The organism is Citrobacter amalonaticus (assembly GCF_018252635.1).
GTDB lineage: Bacteria > Pseudomonadota > Gammaproteobacteria > Enterobacterales > Enterobacteriaceae > Citrobacter_A > Citrobacter_A amalonaticus_E.
The window spans coordinates 190,955-210,560 of sequence record NZ_JAGTXM010000006.1; the positions used below are offsets into that span (position 1 = coordinate 190,955).

Below are 19,606 nucleotides of genomic sequence, written 5' to 3' on the forward strand. Positions count from 1 at the left end.
GTTATGTCTAATACGAAAGTGAATAGTTAACGTACTGTGCTAATATAATAACAATTATTAAACATGCTGCGCGCATTTCCTGTACCCGCACTTTTCATCGTTCCTGCCTATAAGAGAAATCAAGGTTACCGCTTTTACATGCACTTGATAACCATTCTCATTAGGCATAATATAAAACATAGCAAAGGCTATGTTTCCGAGGCAATAAATGACAAACGATCGCGTTGAGAGTAGCAGTGGAAGAGCAGCGCGCAAGTTGAGGCTCGCATTAATGGGACCTGCGTTTGTCGCGGCGATCGGGTATATCGATCCGGGCAACTTTGCGACCAACATTCAGGCCGGTGCCAGCTTTGGTTATAAACTGCTGTGGGTAGTGGTCTGGGCAAATCTGATGGCGATGCTTATCCAGGTCCTTTCTGCCAAACTGGGAATTGCCACGGGTAGGAATCTGGCTGAACAAATTCGCGATCATTATCCGCGCCCGGTGGTCTGGTTCTATTGGGTGCAGGCGGAGATCATTGCGATGGCAACCGATCTCGCGGAATTTATTGGGGCGGCGATAGGATTCAAACTGATCCTCGGCGTTTCGCTATTGCAGGGGGCGGTACTGACCGGGATCGCCACCTTCCTGATCCTGATGCTCCAGCGTCGTGGACAAAAACCGCTGGAAAAGGTGATCGGCGGCCTGCTGCTGTTTGTCGCCATGGCCTATATTGTTGAACTGATCTTTTCTCAACCCAACTTTGCGCAACTGAGTAAAGGCATGATGATCCCCAGCTTGCCCAACTCTGAAGCGGTATTTCTGGCCGCCGGGGTGCTGGGCGCAACCATCATGCCACACGTTATCTATCTGCACTCTTCGTTAACGCAGCACCTGCATGGCGGCACTCGTCTGCAGCGCTATGCGGCGACAAAATGGGATGTGGCTATCGCGATGACCATTGCGGGGTTCGTCAATCTGGCGATGATGGCGACTGCCGCCGCCGCATTTCACTTCAGTGGCCACACCGGCGTTGCCGATCTGGATCAGGCTTATCTGACGCTGGAACCGTTATTAAGCCACGCGGCGGCAACGGTCTTCGGACTAAGCCTGGTAGCGGCGGGGCTGTCGTCAACGGTGGTGGGAACGCTGGCGGGGCAGGTGGTGATGCAAGGATTTGTCCGCTTTCATATCCCTTTGTGGGTGCGGCGAACGGTTACCATGATGCCGTCCTTTATCGTGATTTTGCTTGGTCTTGATCCGACGCGGATTCTGGTGATGAGCCAGGTGCTGTTAAGCTTTGGTATCGCACTGGCGCTGGTGCCACTGCTGATATTTACCAGCGACAGTAAACTGATGGGCGATCTGGTGAACACCCGCAGGGTTAAACAGATTGGCTGGATGATTGTGGTGCTGGTGGTGGCGTTGAACCTGTGGCTGCTGGTCGGTACGGCGTTGGGACTCTGAAACTGAAAAGCCCGATATTTCGTATCGGGCTTTCTCTGCAACTGAATTAATGATGATGTCTATGGCCTTTGCCGCGCCCGCGATGGTCGTCGCGATCGCGCCAGCCTTCCCGGTATCCGCGCTCGTAAGCTTTACGCTTATCCCAGCCACGGTGATAGCCATTGTCATGTCGCCACCAGCGATTTTTACGCCATTCATAATTGCGATGCCAGTAGTCTCGGTCACGCCAGTGTCCGCCGTCCCAGTAGTTACCGTAATTATCGCGATCGCCAATTTGTAATTTTATCGATGGCAACAGGGTGATTTCGCCCGCGTTTGCGGCAAGCGGTGTAAAAGCCAGTAAGGCTGCCGCGAGAATCAGTGACCTGAACATTCTTTATCTCCTTCACGATCGAAGCCGTAGTCGGCCTGTTAACGTAATATTACGGGGCCGTAAAGCCCCATTTCATCGCCTTAACTCTTAAATCATGAATGAGAGCACGAATTGCTAAAAATTCTGTTAACGCGTGCGGTTCAGAATGGTATCGATATTGGCGCACTCCTGCTCGGTGAAATGACGATTAGCCAGCATGCCGACCGCATCTTCAATCTGCGCCGTTTTACTGGCGCCAATCAGCACCGACGTGACGTTGTCGTTACGCAGCACCCACGCGAGCGCCATTTGCGACAGTTTTTGTCCGCGCTTTTCGGCCAATGCATTGAGTTCACGAACGATTTCCAGCTTCCCGGCGGTCAGTTGATCCGGATTCAGAAAGCGGCTTCCGCTTGCAGCTCTGGAGTCTGCCGGGATGCCGTTCAGGTAGCGATCGGTGAGTTGCCCTCCCGCCAGCGGTGAAAAGGCAATACAGCCTACCCCTTTTTCCTGCAACATCGTCAGCAGTCCATCTTCCACCCCGCGTTCAAACATCGAGTATTTGGGCTGATGGATCAGACACGGCGTGCCCAAATCATTGAGGATTTCAATAGCTTCACGGGCACGATCGGTAGGGTAATTAGAAATCCCAACGTACAGCGCTTTTCCCTGGCGCACGATGTGATCCAGCGCTTTCATTGTTTCCCGCAGGGGCGTTTCAGGATCGGGGCGGTGATGGTAGAAAATATCTACGTACTCCAGCCCCATCCGCTTCAGACTTTGATCAAGGCTGGCAATCAGATACTTGCGGGATCCCCAGTCGCCGTAAGGGCCATCCCACATGGTATACCCCGCTTTGGTGGAGATGATCAGCTCATCGCGCCACGGTAAAAAATCTTCCTGCAGGATACGGCCAAAGTTACGTTCTGCCGATCCCGGCGGCGGGCCGTAGTTATTGGCGAGGTCAAAGTGGGTGATCCCCAGATCAAACGCACGCTGCAGCAGAGCCCGGCTGTTTTCCACCTGGGTGGTATCGCCGAAGTTATGCCACAGGCCAAGCGAGATGGCAGGGAGTTTCAGGCCGCTCTGACCGCAGCGGCGATATGCCATTCTCTGATAGCGATTTTCATCAGGCTGGTAAACCATTATCTTCCCTCGCAGTGAATTCAGCTCTCAAGTGTATACGTTTACACTGGCCATTTTTCAATGACATTTTGACTCTGAACGCCTGTAAATTCTGCTTTCCACCGTCATCGCCGCCTCTTTCTGGACAGCCCCGTCGCTTCTTCAATACTCAACATGAGGTTACCGTCAGAAGGAAAGCTGTCATGCAAACCCCTTACACCGTTGCGGATTATCTGCTCGACAGAATTGCCGGGTGCGGCATTGGGCATCTGTTTGGCGTGCCGGGCGATTACAATTTGCAGTTTCTTGATCATGTGATCGGCCATCAGCATGTGTGCTGGGTCGGGTGCGCCAACGAACTTAACGCCGCCTATGCGGCGGATGGTTACGCTCGGGTCGCCGGGGCGGGCGCGTTGCTGACGACCTTCGGCGTGGGGGAGCTCAGTGCGATGAATGGCCTGGCGGGCAGCTATGCGGAATATGTCCCTGTTCTGCATATTGTTGGCGCCCCGTGTCGCGGTGCGCAGCGTCGGGGCGAACTGATGCACCACACGCTGGGGGACGGCGACTTCCAGCACTTCTACCGGATGAGTCAATCCCTGTGTACGGCCAGCGCGTTGTTAGATGCGCAGAACGCCTGTTATGAGATAGACCGTGTATTGAGCGCAATGTTGACCGCCCATCGTCCGGGTTACCTGATGTTGCCTGCTGATGTGGCGAAATGTCCCGCATTCCCTCCAACAGCGGAACTGACTCTCTCCACAGCGGAATCGCAGGGGAGTGTAGTGACGGCCTTTCGCTACCATGCCCGACAAAAGCTGATCAACAGTCCCCGCGTGGCGCTGCTGGCTGATTTTCTCGCTCACCGTTTTGGTTTACAACCGGTTCTGCAACGCTGGATGGCTGAAACGCCTATGGCCCATGCCACACTGTTAATGGGAAAAGGGCTTTTCGACGAACAGCAGCCAGGTTTTGTCGGTACCTATAGCGCGGGGGCCAGCAGTGACGGCGTCCGTCAGGCGATAGAAGAGGCGGATACCACGATTTGTGTGGGTACCCAATTCGTCGATACGCTAACGGCCGGTTTCACCCAGCAGCTGGCGCTGGAACGTACGATTGAGGTTCAGCCTCAGGCGTCACGGGTAGGAAGCACCTGGTTCAGCGGTCTGCCTATGGAGCAGGCAGTCACCACGTTACGTGAGCTGTGTCTGGAGCTCTCCATTACTCCGCCGCCCGCTAAACCTGTGACCGTACGGCCGCATATCGAACGAGGTCCACTAACCCAGGAGAATTTCTGGCATACCGTGCAGCAGGCGCTGGCACCCGGCGATCTAATCCTGGCCGATCAGGGAACGGCGGCATTTGGGGCCGCGTCCCTGTCGCTGCCTGGCGGGGCGGAACTGATTGTCCAACCGCTCTGGGGATCGATTGGCTATTCACTGCCCGCCGCGTTTGGCGCACAAACGGCGGCACCTGAGCGTCGGGTTATCCTGATCACCGGCGACGGCGCGGCGCAACTGACTATCCAGGAAATCGGCTCCATGCTGCGCGACGGACAAACGCCGGTGATCCTGGTGCTTAATAATGACGGGTATACCGTCGAGCGAGCAATCCATGGGGAGAAACAACGGTACAACGATATCGCTTCCTGGAACTGGACGCAGATCCCGCGGGCATTCAGCCTTGCCGATCGGGCCGAATGCTGGCGGGTGACTCAGGCCATCCAGCTCGAGGAAGTTCTGGCCCGGCTGGCGCGTCCGCAACGGCTCTCGCTAATTGAGGTCGTGCTTCCAAAAGCCGACTTACCCGTGCTGTTACGTAAGGTCACCCAGGCGCTGGAGTCGCGTAACAGCGGATGACTATCTGTCCTCCCGGTTAGCGACCATCATGGGTTTACCTGCCAGCAACAGCCAGGCCGGAAGCATCACAATACACAGCAATGGCAGCAGAGTGGTATCCGGCACCACCACTGCGGCCATAAACAGGCTAAGCCAGCCGTCACGAGTGACGACCAGGACCAGGCCCAGAATAGCGCAGGAGACGGTAATGGCAGCCGGGACGGCTTCAACGTGGGCATGCAGCATCAAACCTAACGCCACGCCGATAAATACCGCAGGGAAGATCCGCCCTCCGCGAAAGCCGCTGGCCGCCGCTATAACCAGCGCGGCGAGTTTAATCACCGCCAGCATAAAGAAATCCGTTGCGCCGAGCGTCTGGCTGAACGCCATTTGCTGCATTTCGTCCAGACCTTTAAACAGGGTCAGTGGTCCACCCACCACGCCGAGTATCCCTAACAGGAAGCCGCCAATGCCGAGGATCAGCACCGGATTCTTCAAACGATGCAGTAAAGCGTGCAGCCGGGGTAAGCACCAGACCGCGACCATTCCAGCGGCAATGGCAATCGCGGCTACTACGGCCCCGGAGAAAATGTCTGCGACACGCATTTGGTTGTAGTGGGCGATTGGAAGCGAGAAATGCGGATGAAAGAACAGGCTGGTGGTCAGCGAACCTGCCGCCGCCGCCATCAACGGCGCAAAGAGGCGATCCCACAAAGGGGTATCGTTCGAGCCGCTCAGGGTTTGCGAGAAAATCAGCGCGGCGGCCACCGGCGTGCCAAACAGGGCGCCGATGGTGCCTGCGGAGGCCAGAATGGTCCAGTCGAGTGCGCCAATCTGTGGGAACAACCGACGGCCCAACGCAACGGCTAACGCTATGTTAACAGCCATAATGGGATGTTCAGGACCGAGGCTAACGCCACCCGCCAGACCCAGCACCAGCGCGATGATCAGGCCTGGCAACGCAGTCGGAGGAATTGGTGCGCCGATGAGCGGTTCGGTCGCCGGATCAGGACCCGCATGTCCGGTGCTGTAGCGAATCACCAGACCCACCAGTACCCCGGTTAGCGTCAGGGTGAGCATAATCCAGAGAGGGGAATCGGCGGCGATCCCCAGACTTCCCGGCAGACGTTGCCAAAGTACGCTCTGCAAGATGGTGGCAAACTTCATAACCACAATCAGGACTAAACTGGATGCGACCCCCAGAATCAGCGCGGGGAGCGACAATAACAACATGGTTCTGGCTCGCGGATGGAGCATGTTTTTTTCCTTTATGCCGTGTCTTGCGTTCAGTTTGCCGCGTCAGCCGGATGGCATAGCTGCAAATGGTGCTGAAACGATAAAGTTATTGTGTGACCTGGATCGATATTTTCAGGGGACTCGCTTTTCTGACGTTGTTGTTATGCCCCCGTATATTTACAGTGTGGCAAAGACTTATTTTGACTTTAGCGGAGCAGTAGAAGAATGACAAAGTATGCTTTAGTAGGTGATGTCGGCGGCACCAACGCCCGTCTTGCTCTGTGTGATATCGACAGCGGTGACATCTCGCAGGCCAAAACCTATTCCGGTCTGGACTATCCCAGTCTGGAAGCCGTCGTGCGCGTTTACCTCGATGAGCACAAAGTGAAAGTGGACGCTGGCTGTATCGCGATCGCCTGCCCGATTACGGGTGACTGGGTTGCGATGACCAACCATACCTGGGCGTTTTCTATTGCGGAAATGAAAAAAAACCTCGGTTTCAGCCATCTGGAAATCATCAATGATTTCACCGCTGTGTCGATGGCGATCCCGATGCTGAAAAAAGAGCATCTGATCCAGTTTGGCGGCGCGGAACCGGTTGAGGGGAAACCTATCGCGGTTTATGGTGCGGGCACCGGTCTGGGAGTATCGCATCTGGTTCATATTGATAAACGCTGGGTCAGTCTGCCGGGCGAGGGGGGGCATGTCGATTTCGCGCCGAACAGCGAAGAAGAGGCAATCATCCTCGAGGTCCTGCGCGCTGAGATTGGTCACGTCTCTGCGGAGCGCGTACTGTCGGGGCCGGGGCTGGTGAATTTGTACCGCGCGATCGTTAAATCCGATGGACGTCTGCCGGAGAATCTGCAGCCAAAGGATATTACCGAACGCGCGCTGGCCGACAGTTGCACGGACTGCCGTCGCGCACTGTCGCTGTTCTGCGTGATCATGGGACGCTTTGGCGGCGATCTGGCGTTAACGCTGGGCACCTTTGGCGGCGTCTACATTGCCGGTGGCATCGTGCCGCGCTTCCTGGAGTTCTTCAAAGCCTCGGGATTCCGTGGGGGGTTTGAAGATAAAGGTCGCTTTAAGGCCTACGTTCAGGATATTCCGGTATATCTGATAGTTCACGACAACCCTGGCCTGCTCGGTTCCGGTGCGCACTTGCGCCAGACCTTAGGCCAGATTCTATAAGCCTCGTTCAACAGGAAACCGCGTGTCTCACGCGGTTTTTTTGTCTCTGTTTTCTGCGTCACACGGATCCATTGTTAATTACCGGGCAGCATGCGTCACCCTGTCCGATCACAACGAGCCCCGTAAAGCGCGTCTGCCAACTGGTATCGCCGCAAAAATTGCAGGTATAATCTCAGACATCATTCCACAGGTTTATAAGCAAAGATGACGAAACTTACCTTACAAGAGCAGATGCTCAAAGCGGGTTTAGTAACCAGCAAAAAGATGGCGAAAGTCCAGAGAACGGCTAAGAAATCACGCGTGCAGGCTCGTGAGGCAAGAGAGGCGGTCCAAGAAAATAAAAAGGCGCAGCTTGAGCGTGACAAACAGCTCAGTGAGCAGCAAAAACAGGCGACGCTGGCGAAAGAGTTTAAAGCCCAGGTGAAGCAACTGATTGAAATGAATCGGATCACTGTCGCAAAAGGTGACATTGGCTTTAACTTCACCGATAACAATCTCATCAAGAAAATCTACGTCGATAAGCCGACCCAGACGCAGTTGATCAACGGACGTCTGGCCATTGCGCGTTTGTCTACCGATAACAGCGGCGAGAGCGAATACGCGATTATCCCGGCCAGCGTCGCCGATAAAATTGCGCAGCGTGATGCAAACAGCATCGTATTGCACAGCGCGCTGAGTAAGGAAGAGCAGGATGAAGACGATCCGTATGCTGATTTTAAAGTACCTGATGATCTGATGTGGTAAGTCGCGTTCAGAACGGCGCGGCGTGATGCGCGTTGATGCGTTCCCCGCTAATGGGGTGAGTAAAGCGTAATTCGCTGGCGTGTAGCATCAGTCGCGTGGTTTGTTCTGTACCGGGCAGCAGGCGACCGCCGTACAGGTCGCAGCCCAGAATGGGGTGCCCCAATAACTGGCAGTGAATGCGTAGCTGATGCGTGCGTCCGGTCTCCGGTGTAAGCTGGACCCGTGTCAACGGCAGTATAGATCCATCGGCCAGTTGCCGGATAACACGCTCAACGACCTGATAGCGAGATCGTGCGGGTTTGCCCTTGAGCGGGCAAATCGACATCAGCGGAAACCGTGCCGGATCTTTGGCTATCGGTGCATCAATCACCCCCTCGTCAGCGTTCAGATGTCCGCAGAGCAACGCACTGTAGACTTTATTGACGGTGCGTTGGCTGAACTGGTGGCAGAGGGCGGCATTGATCGCCTTATTACGCGCCACCACCATCAGCCCGGACGTGCCAAAATCCAGACGGTGGACCAGCGAGCAGCCAGGAAATTGCTGAACCAGCCGATAGTGTACCGAATCGAGATTCTGCGGATTCTTCCCTGACAGACTGAGCAGTCCGCTGGGTTTATTGATTAACAGCAGGTGCTCGTCCTGATAGAGCATCTCTATCCCGGCGTCGCACAGTGGGGCAATAAAGGTATCAATAATCGTAGACATCAGACTGCCCGACGAGAAAGTGGGGGCGGATGATAACCCATTTTCAGCCAGTCGGCGAATGACGGCGACTCCACTTTCCTTCGCGTCGCTGAAATTTATCATCCAGACTTAACCCAAAGACGTGGTTTGCGCAGGCATTGTGCTTTACACTGCGCGCTGCAAAAAATTGAGTAGATTAACCAGACGGTAATGGCGATGAACGGAACAATCACAACGTGGTTTAAAGATAAAGGTTTTGGATTTATCAAAGATGAGAACGGCGATAATCGCTATTTTCATGTGATTAAGGTTGCCAACCCAGAGCTTCTCAAGAAAGATGCGGCGGTAACCTTTGAACCGACCACCAACAGCAAAGGTCTTTCCGCGTATGCGGTGAAGGTTGTGCCGGACAGCAAATATATCTATATCGCGGGCGAGCGCCTGAAGCTCACCTCGATTAAGTCATTCGTGGTGTTCAGCGAAGAGATCCCGGCCGATACGCCGATCGATAAAGAAAATGCGGTACTTTCTGTCGGGCTGCTGATGAACAGTATCAGACCGAAAACCACGGCGAAACCCGGTGAAATGCGCACGGTAAAAAAACTGGCGATCACGACTTTCCAGGGCACAACGTTAATTTTTTCGGAAGATGAGATTGATATTGAGTCCACAGTCAAAATGCTCAAAGTCTGATTTCTGCGCTGCCTGTCGACAGCACAATTCAGACGACTACAGATGCATTAGCTGCCGGAATTCTTTCACCTTACTGCGGCTTACGGGTATTTCAAATTCCAGATCCTTGAGCCGCAGAATATAAGTATTGTTAAACCACGGTTCGATCTCGCGAATCTTGTTCAGGTTGACGCAGAACGAGCGGTGGCAGCGGAAAAAATGCGAGGGCGGCAGTTTATTGCAGAACTCGGTGATATTGATGGGCATCACGTACGACTCCCGCCGCGTATAAACAAACGTCATTTTCTCATGCGCTTCAGCGTAATAAATGTCGTTGATCGGGGTAACGATGATCCGTTCATCTTTGATCAGGTTAATGGTGTCGTTTTCACGTGTGACGGGGCCAACCGCAGCGGCGCCGGATTGTTGTTGATGCCAGGCCGCCTCCAGTTTTTGCAGCATTCCGACAATCCGCGATTCCTGATATGGTTTAAGAATGTAGTCAAAGGCTTCCAGCTCGAACGCTTCAACGGCATGTTCCTTCCACGCGGTAATAAACACAATAAACGGTTTATGGGCGAACTGACTGATATTTTGCGCCAGCAAAACGCCGTCCAGAGACGGAATATTAATATCGAGAAAAATGGCGTCGACGCGATGATGCTGCAGAAACTTGAGTACATCCAGACCGTCGTCAAACGTCCCGATAATCTCCATCTGGCTATGTTCTTTAATCAGCCAACTGAGTTCCTGTTGGGCAAGGAATTCATCTTCAACGATGATGACTTTCACTGTGTTACTCCGGCTTAAAGCAATAACGTGGCGGGCGTCGCGGTCGCCGCGTGATGGTTGGGTACGTAGAAGGCGATCTCAGTGCCAGGTTCCAGTCGGCGAATATGCAGGCCTTCACCATATAACAGCTTAACGCGATGATGGACATTAAGCAGGCCTATTTTATTGCCCGGCATTTCGTCGGATTCCACGCGCTCGATCACTTTCGGATCGATACCGTGGCCAGTATCCCTTACGGCAATGCGCACCCGGTTGCCACATTCGGCAACGCTAATCGTTACGACGCCTTTCCCCTTACAGGGCTGAATGCCGTGGACGATGGCGTTCTCCACTAACGGTTGTATCAGCAGGCTGGGGATGGAGCAGTTGACCTCTTCATCAATATCATAAATCACGGTGAGTTTGTCGCCAAAACGGGCCTGTTCAATGGCAATGTAGTCCTTGATTTGATACAGCTCTTTTTTGATATCGATCTGCTCGTCATCCTTTAACTCAATGTTATAGCGCAGATAACGCGACAAATTAAAAATGAGCTGACGGGCGGTGTCCGGATTAAGTCGAATCGATGACGAAATCGCGTTCAGCGCATTAAACAAGAAATGAGGATTAATTTTACTTTGCAGCGCACGTAGCTCTGCCTTATTTGCCATCTCCCGTAATTGCTCGGTGCGGGATACTTCGAGCTGGGTCGAGATAATCTGCGACAGACCCACCGCCATCTCCTGTAATGATGAGGTGATCTGATGGGCGTGGCAGTAGTAAATTTTTAGCGTGCCGGTCACCACCCCTTTTTCCCACAATGGAATGACCAGCATGGAGTGGATCTCCGGCGTTCGGTGCGCTTCATCATTGTTTTTAATAATGATTTTTCCATAATTGATCGACTGCTGGGTCGTTGGACTAATGAAGTCATCATGGTGGCGGTAGTTCGTTTCCCCGACGCCGACGTAGGCCAGCACATGCTGGGTATTGGTAATAGCGACTGCATCGGCGTGAATGTCGTGACGAATGATTTCGCAGATCTGACGCAATGATTCGCTGTTGACATGGCGAAACAGAGGCAGGGTTTTATTGGCGATGTCCAGCGCCAGCTTGGCCTGTCGTGCGGCACTCGCTTCTTTCTCCCCCTCAACGCTCTGAACCAGCAGCACGATAAACCCGATACAGACGCTGCCGAGGATCATTGGAATACCGATTTTCGAGACGATATCCAGCCCCAGTTCAGTGGTAGGTGCCCAGAGGACCACCAGGATCATCGTCAGCGTTTCACAAAGCATGCCGCCTAAAATCCCGGCGCGCCAGTGCTGGGTCTTGGGGATCTTACGGTTAATCCAGCCGGCGAGGCAGCCTGCCAGAATACTGGTGATGAAGCAGGGGATTGCCGTCACGCCGCCAATATCGATCAGGTAACGGTGCGTCCCGGCGATCGCCCCCGTAATAATACCCACCCACGGACCAAACAAAATGCCGCCGGACATCACGGCAATGATCCGCACGTTCACCAGCGATCCCTCTACCGGTACGCCGGACCAGGTGCTGAACAACGCGAACATCGAAAAAATCGCGGTGACGGCGAGCAGTTCCTTTGGTGTATGGGCAGATTTATGCAGCAGCTCGCGAAACAGGCGGATGCGGATGAGAAAGAACAGGCAGAATAGCATCAGCGCTGCGCGGTCAAATACGGCCAGCAGCATGGTAAATATTTCGTGCACGAGGGACTCTTACCAAAGGATTAAAGCATTATGATAGGTAACCGCAGGACGGATGACCAGCCTGCTGAGATCTTGTGGCTAATGAGGAAAAACCATAGTTTTAAAAGGGGATTGAGGAAGGATTGGTGTATTTACAATACATCTCATAAAATGCCCGCTCGCATGGTTACTGCCATGCCAACAAAATGTTATTGAAAGGTAATAATAAAAGGCGTCAAAAATCCATTTCTTCCCCTTTTAAAATTGTTGTTCCTCTTTTTTTGGCCGAATAAATATTTTCCTTTTCCTCTCGACAGAAGGATTTTAATCAGGCTATTTTCTAGACATGCCACCATCGTGGCAGCGTCGCTCGGACGGTCCGGGCGCTAACGTGAATATGAGGAAATTATGGCTGACTCTCGCCCTGAACGTCGTTTTACGCGAATTGATCGTCTTCCCCCCTACGTTTTTAACATCACGGCTGAACTGAAGATGGCTGCGCGTCGACGCGGTGAAGATATTATCGACTTCAGCATGGGGAATCCGGACGGCGCGACGCCGCCTCACATCGTCGAAAAACTGTGCACCGTAGCGCAGCGCCCGGATACGCACGGTTACTCCACCTCTCGCGGTATTCCGCGGTTGCGTCGGGCTATCTCCCGGTGGTATCAGGAACGCTATGATGTCGATATCGATCCGGAATCTGAAGCGATAGTCACCATTGGCTCAAAAGAGGGGCTGGCGCATCTGATGCTGGCTACGCTCGATCACGGTGATACAGTGCTGGTGCCGAACCCCAGCTACCCCATCCATATTTACGGCGCGGTGATTGCCGGCGCGCAGGTGCGCTCTGTTCCGCTGGTGGAAGGTATCGATTTCTTCAACGAACTGGAACGTGCGATTCGCGAAAGTTATCCGAAGCCGAAGATGATGATCCTTGGTTTCCCGTCCAACCCGACGGCGCAGTGCGTTGAGTTAGAATTTTTTGAGAAAGTGGTCGCGCTGGCGAAGCGCTACGATGTGCTGGTGGTGCACGATCTGGCTTACGCCGATATCGTTTACGACGGCTGGAAAGCGCCGTCCATCATGCAGGTTCCGGGCGCACGTGACGTGGCGGTAGAGTTTTTCACTTTGTCTAAAAGCTACAACATGGCCGGCTGGCGCATCGGCTTCATGGTCGGTAACAAAACGCTGGTTAACGCGCTGGCGCGGATTAAAAGCTATCACGACTACGGTACATTTACTCCGCTGCAGGTGGCTGCGATTGCTGCGCTGGAAGGCGATCAGCAGTGCGTAAGGGATATCGCCGAGCAGTATAAGCGTCGTCGCGATGTGCTGGTGAAAGGATTGCATGAGGCCGGGTGGATGGTCGACATGCCGAAGGCTTCAATGTACGTGTGGGCGAAAATCCCGGAACAGTATGCCGGGATGGGGTCTTTGGACTTTGCTAAGAAGCTACTGAATGACGCTAAAGTGTGTGTGTCGCCAGGCATTGGTTTTGGGGATTACGGTGATACCCATGTTCGCTTTGCGCTGATTGAGAACCGCGATCGTATTCGTCAGGCGATCAGAGGGATTAAATCCATGTTCCGCGCCGATGGCTTGCTGCCGGCCGGGACGAAATCAACCTCTGAGACACTTGAGTAAAATCCCTGTCCTTCCAGACGCAAACAGGAGCCATCGGCTCCTGTTTTTTGCTGCATTGTTGTCTTTAGATCATCAGAGCAAACGTACCGGCCCAAACGATGACCATAAAAGAAATGCCCATAAAGAAATATTTCACTTTCATCTCTCCGCGCAATAACTGATACGCCTGAATGAATTTCATCTCATCTGATTATAGAGAGCTGAGACCGGTAAAAACGAAACCCGGAATATTCCCTGTTTCGTCTGCGGTATCACCTCAGAATTCTGTGCGTTGACTGCTCCAGACGGCGCTAATGTACGCCTAAAAATGAGGCGAGACAAGAGGCATTTTTTTATTTACTTTTAGTAACTTACCACTGTCGGGATTCGGCGACAGTATAATTGCAGAGGGTAATAAATCACTATTGAGCGACGCGATTTACTGTTCGAAATACGACGATAAAAACCCTAAATTAATCAAGGTTATTAGTGGATAACAGGCAAAGAAAAGGCCTTGCGGCCTTTTTAAAGATAGAGCGAGGCTTCACCCATTGGACGGGTTTTAAAACGGCGGTGGATCCAGAGATACTGCTCGGGTGCGCGCATGATCTCATTCTCAATAATCTTGTTCATATAGGCGGCGGCCTGGCTTTCATCCGCCGGATAGCCTTGCATCTCTGGGGTGATATACAAACGGTAGCCGCAGTTACCGGCTTTTCTGACCATCGTCACGGTGAGCATCGCGGAACCGGACAGACGCGACAATACATAGGTACCGTTAGTGGTCGCCACGTTTTTAACGGCAAAGAACGGAGCAAAAGAACTGCCTTTCGGGCCGTAATCCTGGTCAGGTGCAAACCAGACCGCTTCACCTTTTTTCAGGGCGCTCACGATACCGCGAAGATTGTTTCTGCCGATCATGGCTTTATTCGAACGCATCCGTCCACGTGTCTGCACCCATTCCATAAGCGGATTGTTGTGCGGACGATAGGTAGCCATCATCGGCTGGCAAAGCCCCATCACACGACCACCCAGCTCCAGTGACATAAAGTGAACGCCAACGACCATTACGCCGCGGTTTTGCGCCTGTGCGCGTTGCAGGTTATCCAGTCCCTCAACATCAAACCATTTACGCACGCGACGATCCGGCCAGAACCAGGCCATACCGGTTTCAAGCAGTGCCATCCCGAGAGAACGGAAATTCTCTTCGATCATCTTTTCTCGTTGTTCAGAAGAATAAGACGGGAAGCAAAGCTCAAGGTTTTTACGTGCAATGGACTCGCGACGTTTCAGGAAGGGGCGTGCCAGCGTACCCGTCCGGGTGCCGAGAAAGCACAGAACCGGGTAGGGCAGTTGCACCAATAACCAGAGCACACCGAGACCAAACCAGGTGAGCCAGTAACGCGGATGCAGAAACTCGCGGGAAAATTTGCATGTTGGGAACATAATTACCTTCTATAGATACTCATTTTTGTATCGCAGAAGACGTATTCTCCAACGCGGTACACTCAATGTCTTAGGCCATCATGTACGACAATGGTTCCTGCAAAGAGTGTAAAACTGCGTCAGGATAAAACCACGAGGGGCATGAATGCTGGACACATAATGTACCATCAGGAGATTAATGTCAGCCAGAAATAATTAATCAAGAAGCGTAAATATTTGCAATGCGCATAGAAAATAATGGCGTGGTGATTAATTGGTTGTTTTTAATAAGGTTAGAAAATCACAATGCGGAATATTCGCATAATTGTATTTGTTATAAAAAAGTTGTGATATTTGCCTGAGGGGCTGCGTTAGCATATGATTGAAAATATAAGGAGAGTAAGGATTTACATTCGAAGTTCATGCAAAAAGGAGGGACGGCGATGATCTTTTTTTTAGCCTTTCTGCTCGCGAGTATCCTGGCTGTCAGTGGTTATATCGCGCAGGTTTTAGGCTGGAAATCAGCCATTAGCGCGTTTATCGGCATGATCATCCTGGCGGTGCTGATATACTACGCCACCATGTGGTTGACTGCTGGTGATGAAATGGTCACTGGATTGTTTCTTTTTCTTTCACCTGCCTGCGGTCTGATCATTCGTTTTATGGTGGGATACGGTAAACGTTAATTGGCCTGGCAATAAATCATTAATATTGAGCCGCGCCATTTTTAATACCAGGTAACGCGTCGTATGAAAAAGTGCCAGTCAACTGGCACTTTCGTTGTCAGGCTTTACAGGAACGACCTGGTAAATTCATCTTCCCTCTGTCTTTCCACGTCTTACTCGGCGGCTGACCATTCCTGTGGATAGCGTGCGGGCACGAAACGCAGCGTGAGCGCCATCAGCCCGGCCACACAGAGGGCGTGGAACGTCCAGTCAAGCCAATAATTGCCGCTCAGGCTACGCAAAAGACCGGAGAGCCAGGGAGAGAGGCCGGCGATAATAAAACCAATTCCCTGCATGAAAGCGACTAATTTACCCGATACTACCGGATGTTTGGCATGGTCGAGCGCCAGTACCAGACATAAAGGGAAGGCGCCGCCCAGGCCGATACCGCAAACCACGGCCCAGAGTATCGGCAGTTGCGTTGGCCAGAGGATAAAACCACAAAAACCAAGCATTTGTAGTGCCAGCGTGCAAAGCAGAAGATTACGGCGATCCTGATGATGGGCGAGCATTGGCAATATTAGCGCTCCGGCCGTCTGACCGACGGTCATCAGCGCCAACAGCGTGCCGCTGAACTGCGCACTTTCGCCCAACTGAATATAGTACGGCGGCAGCCAGGCAATCAGGCTGCCGTAACCGCCATTAATCACGCCAAAATAGAGTCCCAGCGTCCAGGCGCGCGGATTGAGTACGACGCGTGTGACAGCATTGTTCGCATGAGGCGGCGGCATTTCTGCCGTGCGACGCTGCGCCAGCCAGCCAACCAGGGCAATCAGCGCGGGCAGGGCCCACCATGCCAGCGAGCGGTGCCAGAGTTCGCTGTGTTGCGCGATCCAGGGAGTCAGCGCCGCGCCCAGCCCCCCACCACCCATCAATGCGGCCGACCAGAGTCCCATCACCTGCGGCATGCGACGATGAAAAAGTCGCTTAATCACCGTGGGCATTACAACCTGGATGACCCCAATACCAATACCGCCCAGCAGAGCGCTGCTGAGCAGCACAACGCTGTTCGGCGCCAGTTCGCGAAGCAACGCGCCGATCATCACCATCAACAAACTTATGGCGACGCTGACACGCTCGCTGAGATGGCGATTGATCCCCCCTCCGGCCAGCGCCAGAGCGCCCATGGCGATCATCGGTAGTGCTGTAAGCAGCGACGCCACGGCAAAACTCATGCCGCTGGCGGTACGTAACTGTGGCAGAAGCGGGCCGACAGAGGTCAGCAGCGGACGCATGTTCAGGCCAATCAGCACCAGAACCAGCAGCATCAGGCCAACGCGCGGAGTTTTGTTCATGACTGTTTTTCAGCGAAGCGTTGATACACCGCCAGACCATCAGGTTGTGGAAGATGATGAACGGGCAAAGTTTGTTGAGCGAGAGGCTGCTGTAGCTGCTGATAGATGGCTGCTGTGGAGAGACGGAACGTTTCGCCATCGTCATTGCTGTTAGCGAACCAGACTTCCTTTACGCCGGTGAGATACATCGCGCTAAGACACATTGGGCACGGTTGTCCACTGGCGTATACCACGCATTCGCGTAGCGCCGCGCTGCCTGAATGGGCTGCAATCGCCCGAATGGCGTTGAGTTCCGCATGCCCGGTGGGATCATCATCCAGATGCAGCGTATTAACGGCTTCGGCGATTGCTTTGCCGTTACGGACGATGACCGCGCCAAACGGGCGTCCACCCTGTTCAACGTTGCGGGCCGCCAGGGCCAGCGCCTGTTGCAAGTAATTGTCATGTGCAGACATGCTTTACTCCTGTGAGCAGAGAAAAGAAAAACGATACGCCCGTGCGTATCGCTCTGTTGGGTTAAAATGGCTTCGTTGGCAAATACTTACCATCCAGTGTGATCACGGCGCGCTCGCCGCCTTCCGGATCGGCCACTTTTTTAACATCCAGCTTGAAATTAATGGCGCTAATAATGCCGTCGCCAAATTTTTCGTGAACCAGCGCTTTCAGCGTGGTGCCGTAAACCTGCAACATCTCATAGAAACGGTACATCGTCGGGTCCGTCGGTACGCGATCGTCAATACTGCCGCGCAGTGGAATGGTCTGTAGCAGCAGTACCGCATCGCTGTCGAGGGCCAGTTTTTCACCGACAAGACGCGCAGCATCGGCAGGTAGGGCGTGCTGGCCGAGCAGTGCGGCGGTGACAAAGGCTTCGGATAAGCCGGTGCCGTCCGCAAGTTGGGCAAACGTGAGATCTTGTTTGGCTTTACTCAGCAGGATCTGGTCAGCCAGGGCCAGGCGAATATCACGGTTAATTTGCGACTGAATCATGATGAAACCTCTTTGATAGATTAAAAAAAGATCAGGCTGCGGATGACTGGCGATACGGCATCGCGCAGGTGTCAGGGTTTTCCGCCAGAGAGACAAACCGTCCGCTGGTGCCCTCGTAAGCGGCAATTTCTGCACTCTCGATGTCATAAACCCAACCGTGGAGCGCAATGCGCCCTTCTTCAAGCGCGAGACGCACTGAAGGATGGGTCTGAATGTTGGCGAGTTGTGCGATGACGTTTTCACGTACCATCGAGGCCGTTTTCTCAGCCAGAGAGGCGTGTGTTCGTGACTCGTTAACCACGCGAGCGGAGTCTGCATAGCGCAGCCAGTGATCGACGGCAGGCATGTGGTCCAGGCAGTGACAACCGGCAATTGCCGTCATCGCGCCACAGTCGGAGTGCCCACAGATAACGATGTCGGTGACACGAAGTGCAGAGACGGCGTATTCCACCGAGGCGGTCACCCCACCGGGTTCCGGGCCATATGACGGCACAATATTGCCGGCGTTGCGGATCACGAACAGATCGCCAGGCTCGCGCTGGGTGACCAGTTCGGGAACCAGACGGCTGTCCGAACAGGAGATGAATAACGCACGGGGGTTTTGCTGAGTGGCAAGGCGTCTGAACAATTCTGCGCGTTCAGGAAATACCTTGCGCTGAAATTTCAGAAAGCCATCAATAATCTCTTTCACGAATAATCCTCTGTCTCGCTATGCGATGAACACAGGCTACGCGCTTCGTATCATAAGATAAAAGACTCATTTATAATGCAGAGCATTGGAAAATCTTATAGGTAAGAGCCATGCTGGATCGACATACCCACTATTTTCTTGCCGTGGCGGAGCATCACGGATTCACGCGTGCTGCGGCGGCGCTACACGTTTCGCAACCGGCGCTTTCGCAGCAAATCAGGCAACTGGAGGAGACGCTGGGTGTTCAATTGTTCGATCGCAGCGGGCGAATGACCCGGTTAACCGACGCAGGTGAGGTTTATCTGCGCTATGCGCGCAGTGCGTTACAGGCACTGGAAGAGGGCAAACGCGCCATTCATGATGTGGAGGATCTGAGCCGGGGGTCTCTGCGCGTGGCGGTGACGCCCACTTTTACCGCCTGGTTTATCGGCCCATTGCTGGCTGAATTTTATGCCCGCTATCCCAATGTGACCTTACAGCTACAGGAAATATCACAGGACAGAATCGAAGAGAGGCTGGTTAATGACGAACTGGATGTCGGTATTGCCTTCGATGAGGTCCACTCTGCGGACATTGATGCACAGCCGCTGCTGAGCGAAAACCTGGCTCTGGTCGTGGCGAATCATCATCCGCTGTCAGCGCAGGCGTCAGTGGATTTGTGCGTGCTCAATAACGAAAAGTTGATTTTATTGAACGCTGAGTTTGCGACCCGGGAACAGATTGACCGTTACTGCCGTCAGGCAGGACTGCGGCCGCAGATCCTCATGGAAGTCAACTCTATCAGCGCGGTGCTGGAACTGGTGCGGCGCACGGGATTATCCACGCTGCTGCCAGCACCTGTTGCTGCGCAAAGTCACGATCTACACGCGATTTCACTGACCCCGCAACTTCTTGAACGCAAAGCCGTATTAATGCAGCGCAAAGGTGCCTGGCGAACCGCCGCCGCCAGGGCATTTGTCGCGATGGCGCTGGAAGGCGCAAAGGCAATATCAACGGCGAGCTAAGCGGGGATCTGATGAAGCAAATCGCGGAACAGATAGTGATTGCATAAGGAAATCAGTTTGGGTATTTTTATGCAGTAAAT

21 protein-coding genes are annotated in these 19,606 nt (G+C 53.4%); 9 read left to right on the forward strand and 12 right to left on the reverse strand.

From position 1 onward, the window contains the following. The first annotated feature begins 138 nt into the window (after nt 1-138). Both KE671_RS23115 and KE671_RS18550 read left to right on the forward strand, forming a co-directional pair. Nucleotides 139-228, forward strand: coding sequence for a hypothetical protein (locus tag KE671_RS23115; RefSeq protein WP_432759340.1), 90 nt, complete (start codon nt 139-141; stop codon nt 226-228). Next, nucleotides 209-1,447, forward strand: a complete 1,239-nt coding sequence (locus tag KE671_RS18550) for an Nramp family divalent metal transporter (protein ID WP_206164073.1) — start codon at nt 209-211, stop codon at nt 1,445-1,447. Before KE671_RS23115 ends, KE671_RS18550 begins: the two co-directional genes overlap by 20 nt. A gap of 46 nt (nt 1,448-1,493) precedes the next feature. Here the strand turns inward: KE671_RS18550 and ypeC are convergent, their stop codons facing one another. Both ypeC and mgrA read right to left on the reverse strand, forming a co-directional pair. Next, on the reverse strand, nt 1,494-1,820 hold the full coding sequence (gene ypeC / locus KE671_RS18555) for a DUF2502 domain-containing protein YpeC (RefSeq protein WP_206164074.1): 327 nt from the start codon (nt 1,818-1,820) through the stop codon (nt 1,494-1,496). 126 nt (nt 1,821-1,946) lie between these two features. Beyond that, the gene (gene mgrA, locus KE671_RS18560) at nt 1,947-2,945 is read right to left on the reverse strand and encodes an L-glyceraldehyde 3-phosphate reductase (protein ID WP_206164075.1); all 999 of its coding nucleotides are present in this window, start codon (nt 2,943-2,945) and stop codon (nt 1,947-1,949) included. Between the two features lie 182 nt (nt 2,946-3,127). Here mgrA and KE671_RS18565 point away from each other — a divergent pair, with 182 nt between their 5' ends. Then, on the forward strand, nt 3,128-4,783 hold the full coding sequence (locus tag KE671_RS18565) for an alpha-keto acid decarboxylase family protein (RefSeq protein WP_206164076.1): 1,656 nt from the start codon (nt 3,128-3,130) through the stop codon (nt 4,781-4,783). Here the strand turns inward: KE671_RS18565 and KE671_RS18570 are convergent, their stop codons facing one another. After that, a complete protein-coding gene (locus KE671_RS18570; RefSeq protein ID WP_206164077.1) occupies nt 4,784-6,019 on the reverse strand; it encodes an ion channel protein in 1,236 nt (411 codons plus the stop codon). A 204-nt stretch (nt 6,020-6,223) separates the two neighbouring features. Here KE671_RS18570 and glk point away from each other — a divergent pair, with 204 nt between their 5' ends. Continuing rightward, complete coding sequence (gene glk / locus KE671_RS18575) at nt 6,224-7,189, forward strand: glucokinase (protein ID WP_206164078.1); 966 nt, start codon at nt 6,224-6,226, stop codon at nt 7,187-7,189. A gap of 204 nt (nt 7,190-7,393) precedes the next feature. Next, nucleotides 7,394-7,933: a DUF2058 domain-containing protein gene (locus KE671_RS18580; protein ID WP_206164079.1), complete on the forward strand. Its 540-nt coding sequence runs from the start codon at nt 7,394-7,396 to the stop codon at nt 7,931-7,933. A 7-nt stretch (nt 7,934-7,940) separates the two neighbouring features. Here KE671_RS18580 and KE671_RS18585 read toward each other — a convergent pair whose 3' ends face one another. Next, nucleotides 7,941-8,639, reverse strand: a complete 699-nt coding sequence (locus KE671_RS18585; protein ID WP_206164080.1) for an RluA family pseudouridine synthase — start codon at nt 8,637-8,639, stop codon at nt 7,941-7,943. 189 nt (nt 8,640-8,828) lie between these two features. On the opposite strand from KE671_RS18585, the gene KE671_RS18590 reads away from it, so the two are divergent. Next, nucleotides 8,829-9,311, forward strand: a complete 483-nt coding sequence (locus tag KE671_RS18590) for a cold-shock protein (RefSeq protein ID WP_206164081.1) — start codon at nt 8,829-8,831, stop codon at nt 9,309-9,311. A 36-nt stretch (nt 9,312-9,347) separates the two neighbouring features. On the opposite strand, the gene KE671_RS18595 is transcribed toward KE671_RS18590, so the two are convergent. Further along, complete coding sequence (locus tag KE671_RS18595; protein WP_206164082.1) at nt 9,348-10,082, reverse strand: LytR/AlgR family response regulator transcription factor; 735 nt, start codon at nt 10,080-10,082, stop codon at nt 9,348-9,350. A gap of 14 nt (nt 10,083-10,096) precedes the next feature. Then, nucleotides 10,097-11,794, reverse strand: coding sequence for a sensor histidine kinase (locus KE671_RS18600; protein ID WP_206164083.1), 1,698 nt, complete (start codon nt 11,792-11,794; stop codon nt 10,097-10,099). Nucleotides 11,795-12,181: 387 nt separating this feature from the next. On the opposite strand from KE671_RS18600, the gene alaC reads away from it, so the two are divergent. Beyond that, nucleotides 12,182-13,420: an alanine transaminase gene (alaC, locus tag KE671_RS18605; protein WP_206164084.1), complete on the forward strand. Its 1,239-nt coding sequence runs from the start codon at nt 12,182-12,184 to the stop codon at nt 13,418-13,420. A 64-nt stretch (nt 13,421-13,484) separates the two neighbouring features. Here alaC and ypdK read toward each other — a convergent pair whose 3' ends face one another. Both ypdK and lpxP read right to left on the reverse strand, forming a co-directional pair. After that, nucleotides 13,485-13,556: a membrane protein YpdK gene (gene ypdK, locus KE671_RS18610; RefSeq protein ID WP_010723117.1), complete on the reverse strand. Its 72-nt coding sequence runs from the start codon at nt 13,554-13,556 to the stop codon at nt 13,485-13,487. 368 nt (nt 13,557-13,924) lie between these two features. Then, nucleotides 13,925-14,845: a kdo(2)-lipid IV(A) palmitoleoyltransferase gene (gene lpxP / locus KE671_RS18615; RefSeq protein ID WP_206164085.1), complete on the reverse strand. Its 921-nt coding sequence runs from the start codon at nt 14,843-14,845 to the stop codon at nt 13,925-13,927. Nucleotides 14,846-15,267: 422 nt separating this feature from the next. Between lpxP and KE671_RS18620 the strand changes: the two genes are divergently transcribed. Next, nucleotides 15,268-15,510 (forward strand): DUF2545 family protein, encoded by a 243-nt coding sequence (locus KE671_RS18620; RefSeq protein ID WP_206164086.1) that lies wholly within the window; start codon nt 15,268-15,270, stop codon nt 15,508-15,510. A gap of 152 nt (nt 15,511-15,662) precedes the next feature. Here the strand turns inward: KE671_RS18620 and KE671_RS18625 are convergent, their stop codons facing one another. The 4 genes from KE671_RS18625 to KE671_RS18640 form a co-directional block, all read right to left on the reverse strand. After that, nucleotides 15,663-16,817, reverse strand: coding sequence for a cyanate transporter (locus KE671_RS18625; protein ID WP_206164381.1), 1,155 nt, complete (start codon nt 16,815-16,817; stop codon nt 15,663-15,665). A 23-nt stretch (nt 16,818-16,840) separates the two neighbouring features. Then, on the reverse strand, nt 16,841-17,299 hold the full coding sequence (locus KE671_RS18630; RefSeq protein WP_206164087.1) for a nucleoside deaminase: 459 nt from the start codon (nt 17,297-17,299) through the stop codon (nt 16,841-16,843). 61 nt (nt 17,300-17,360) lie between these two features. Further along, nucleotides 17,361-17,831: a cyanase gene (gene cynS / locus KE671_RS18635; protein WP_206164088.1), complete on the reverse strand. Its 471-nt coding sequence runs from the start codon at nt 17,829-17,831 to the stop codon at nt 17,361-17,363. Between the two features lie 31 nt (nt 17,832-17,862). Next, complete coding sequence (locus KE671_RS18640; protein ID WP_206164089.1) at nt 17,863-18,522, reverse strand: carbonic anhydrase; 660 nt, start codon at nt 18,520-18,522, stop codon at nt 17,863-17,865. Nucleotides 18,523-18,632: 110 nt separating this feature from the next. On the opposite strand from KE671_RS18640, the gene cynR reads away from it, so the two are divergent. Beyond that, nucleotides 18,633-19,526, forward strand: a complete 894-nt coding sequence (gene cynR / locus KE671_RS18645) for a transcriptional regulator CynR (protein WP_206164090.1) — start codon at nt 18,633-18,635, stop codon at nt 19,524-19,526. Nucleotides 19,527-19,606 lie beyond the last annotated feature (80 nt).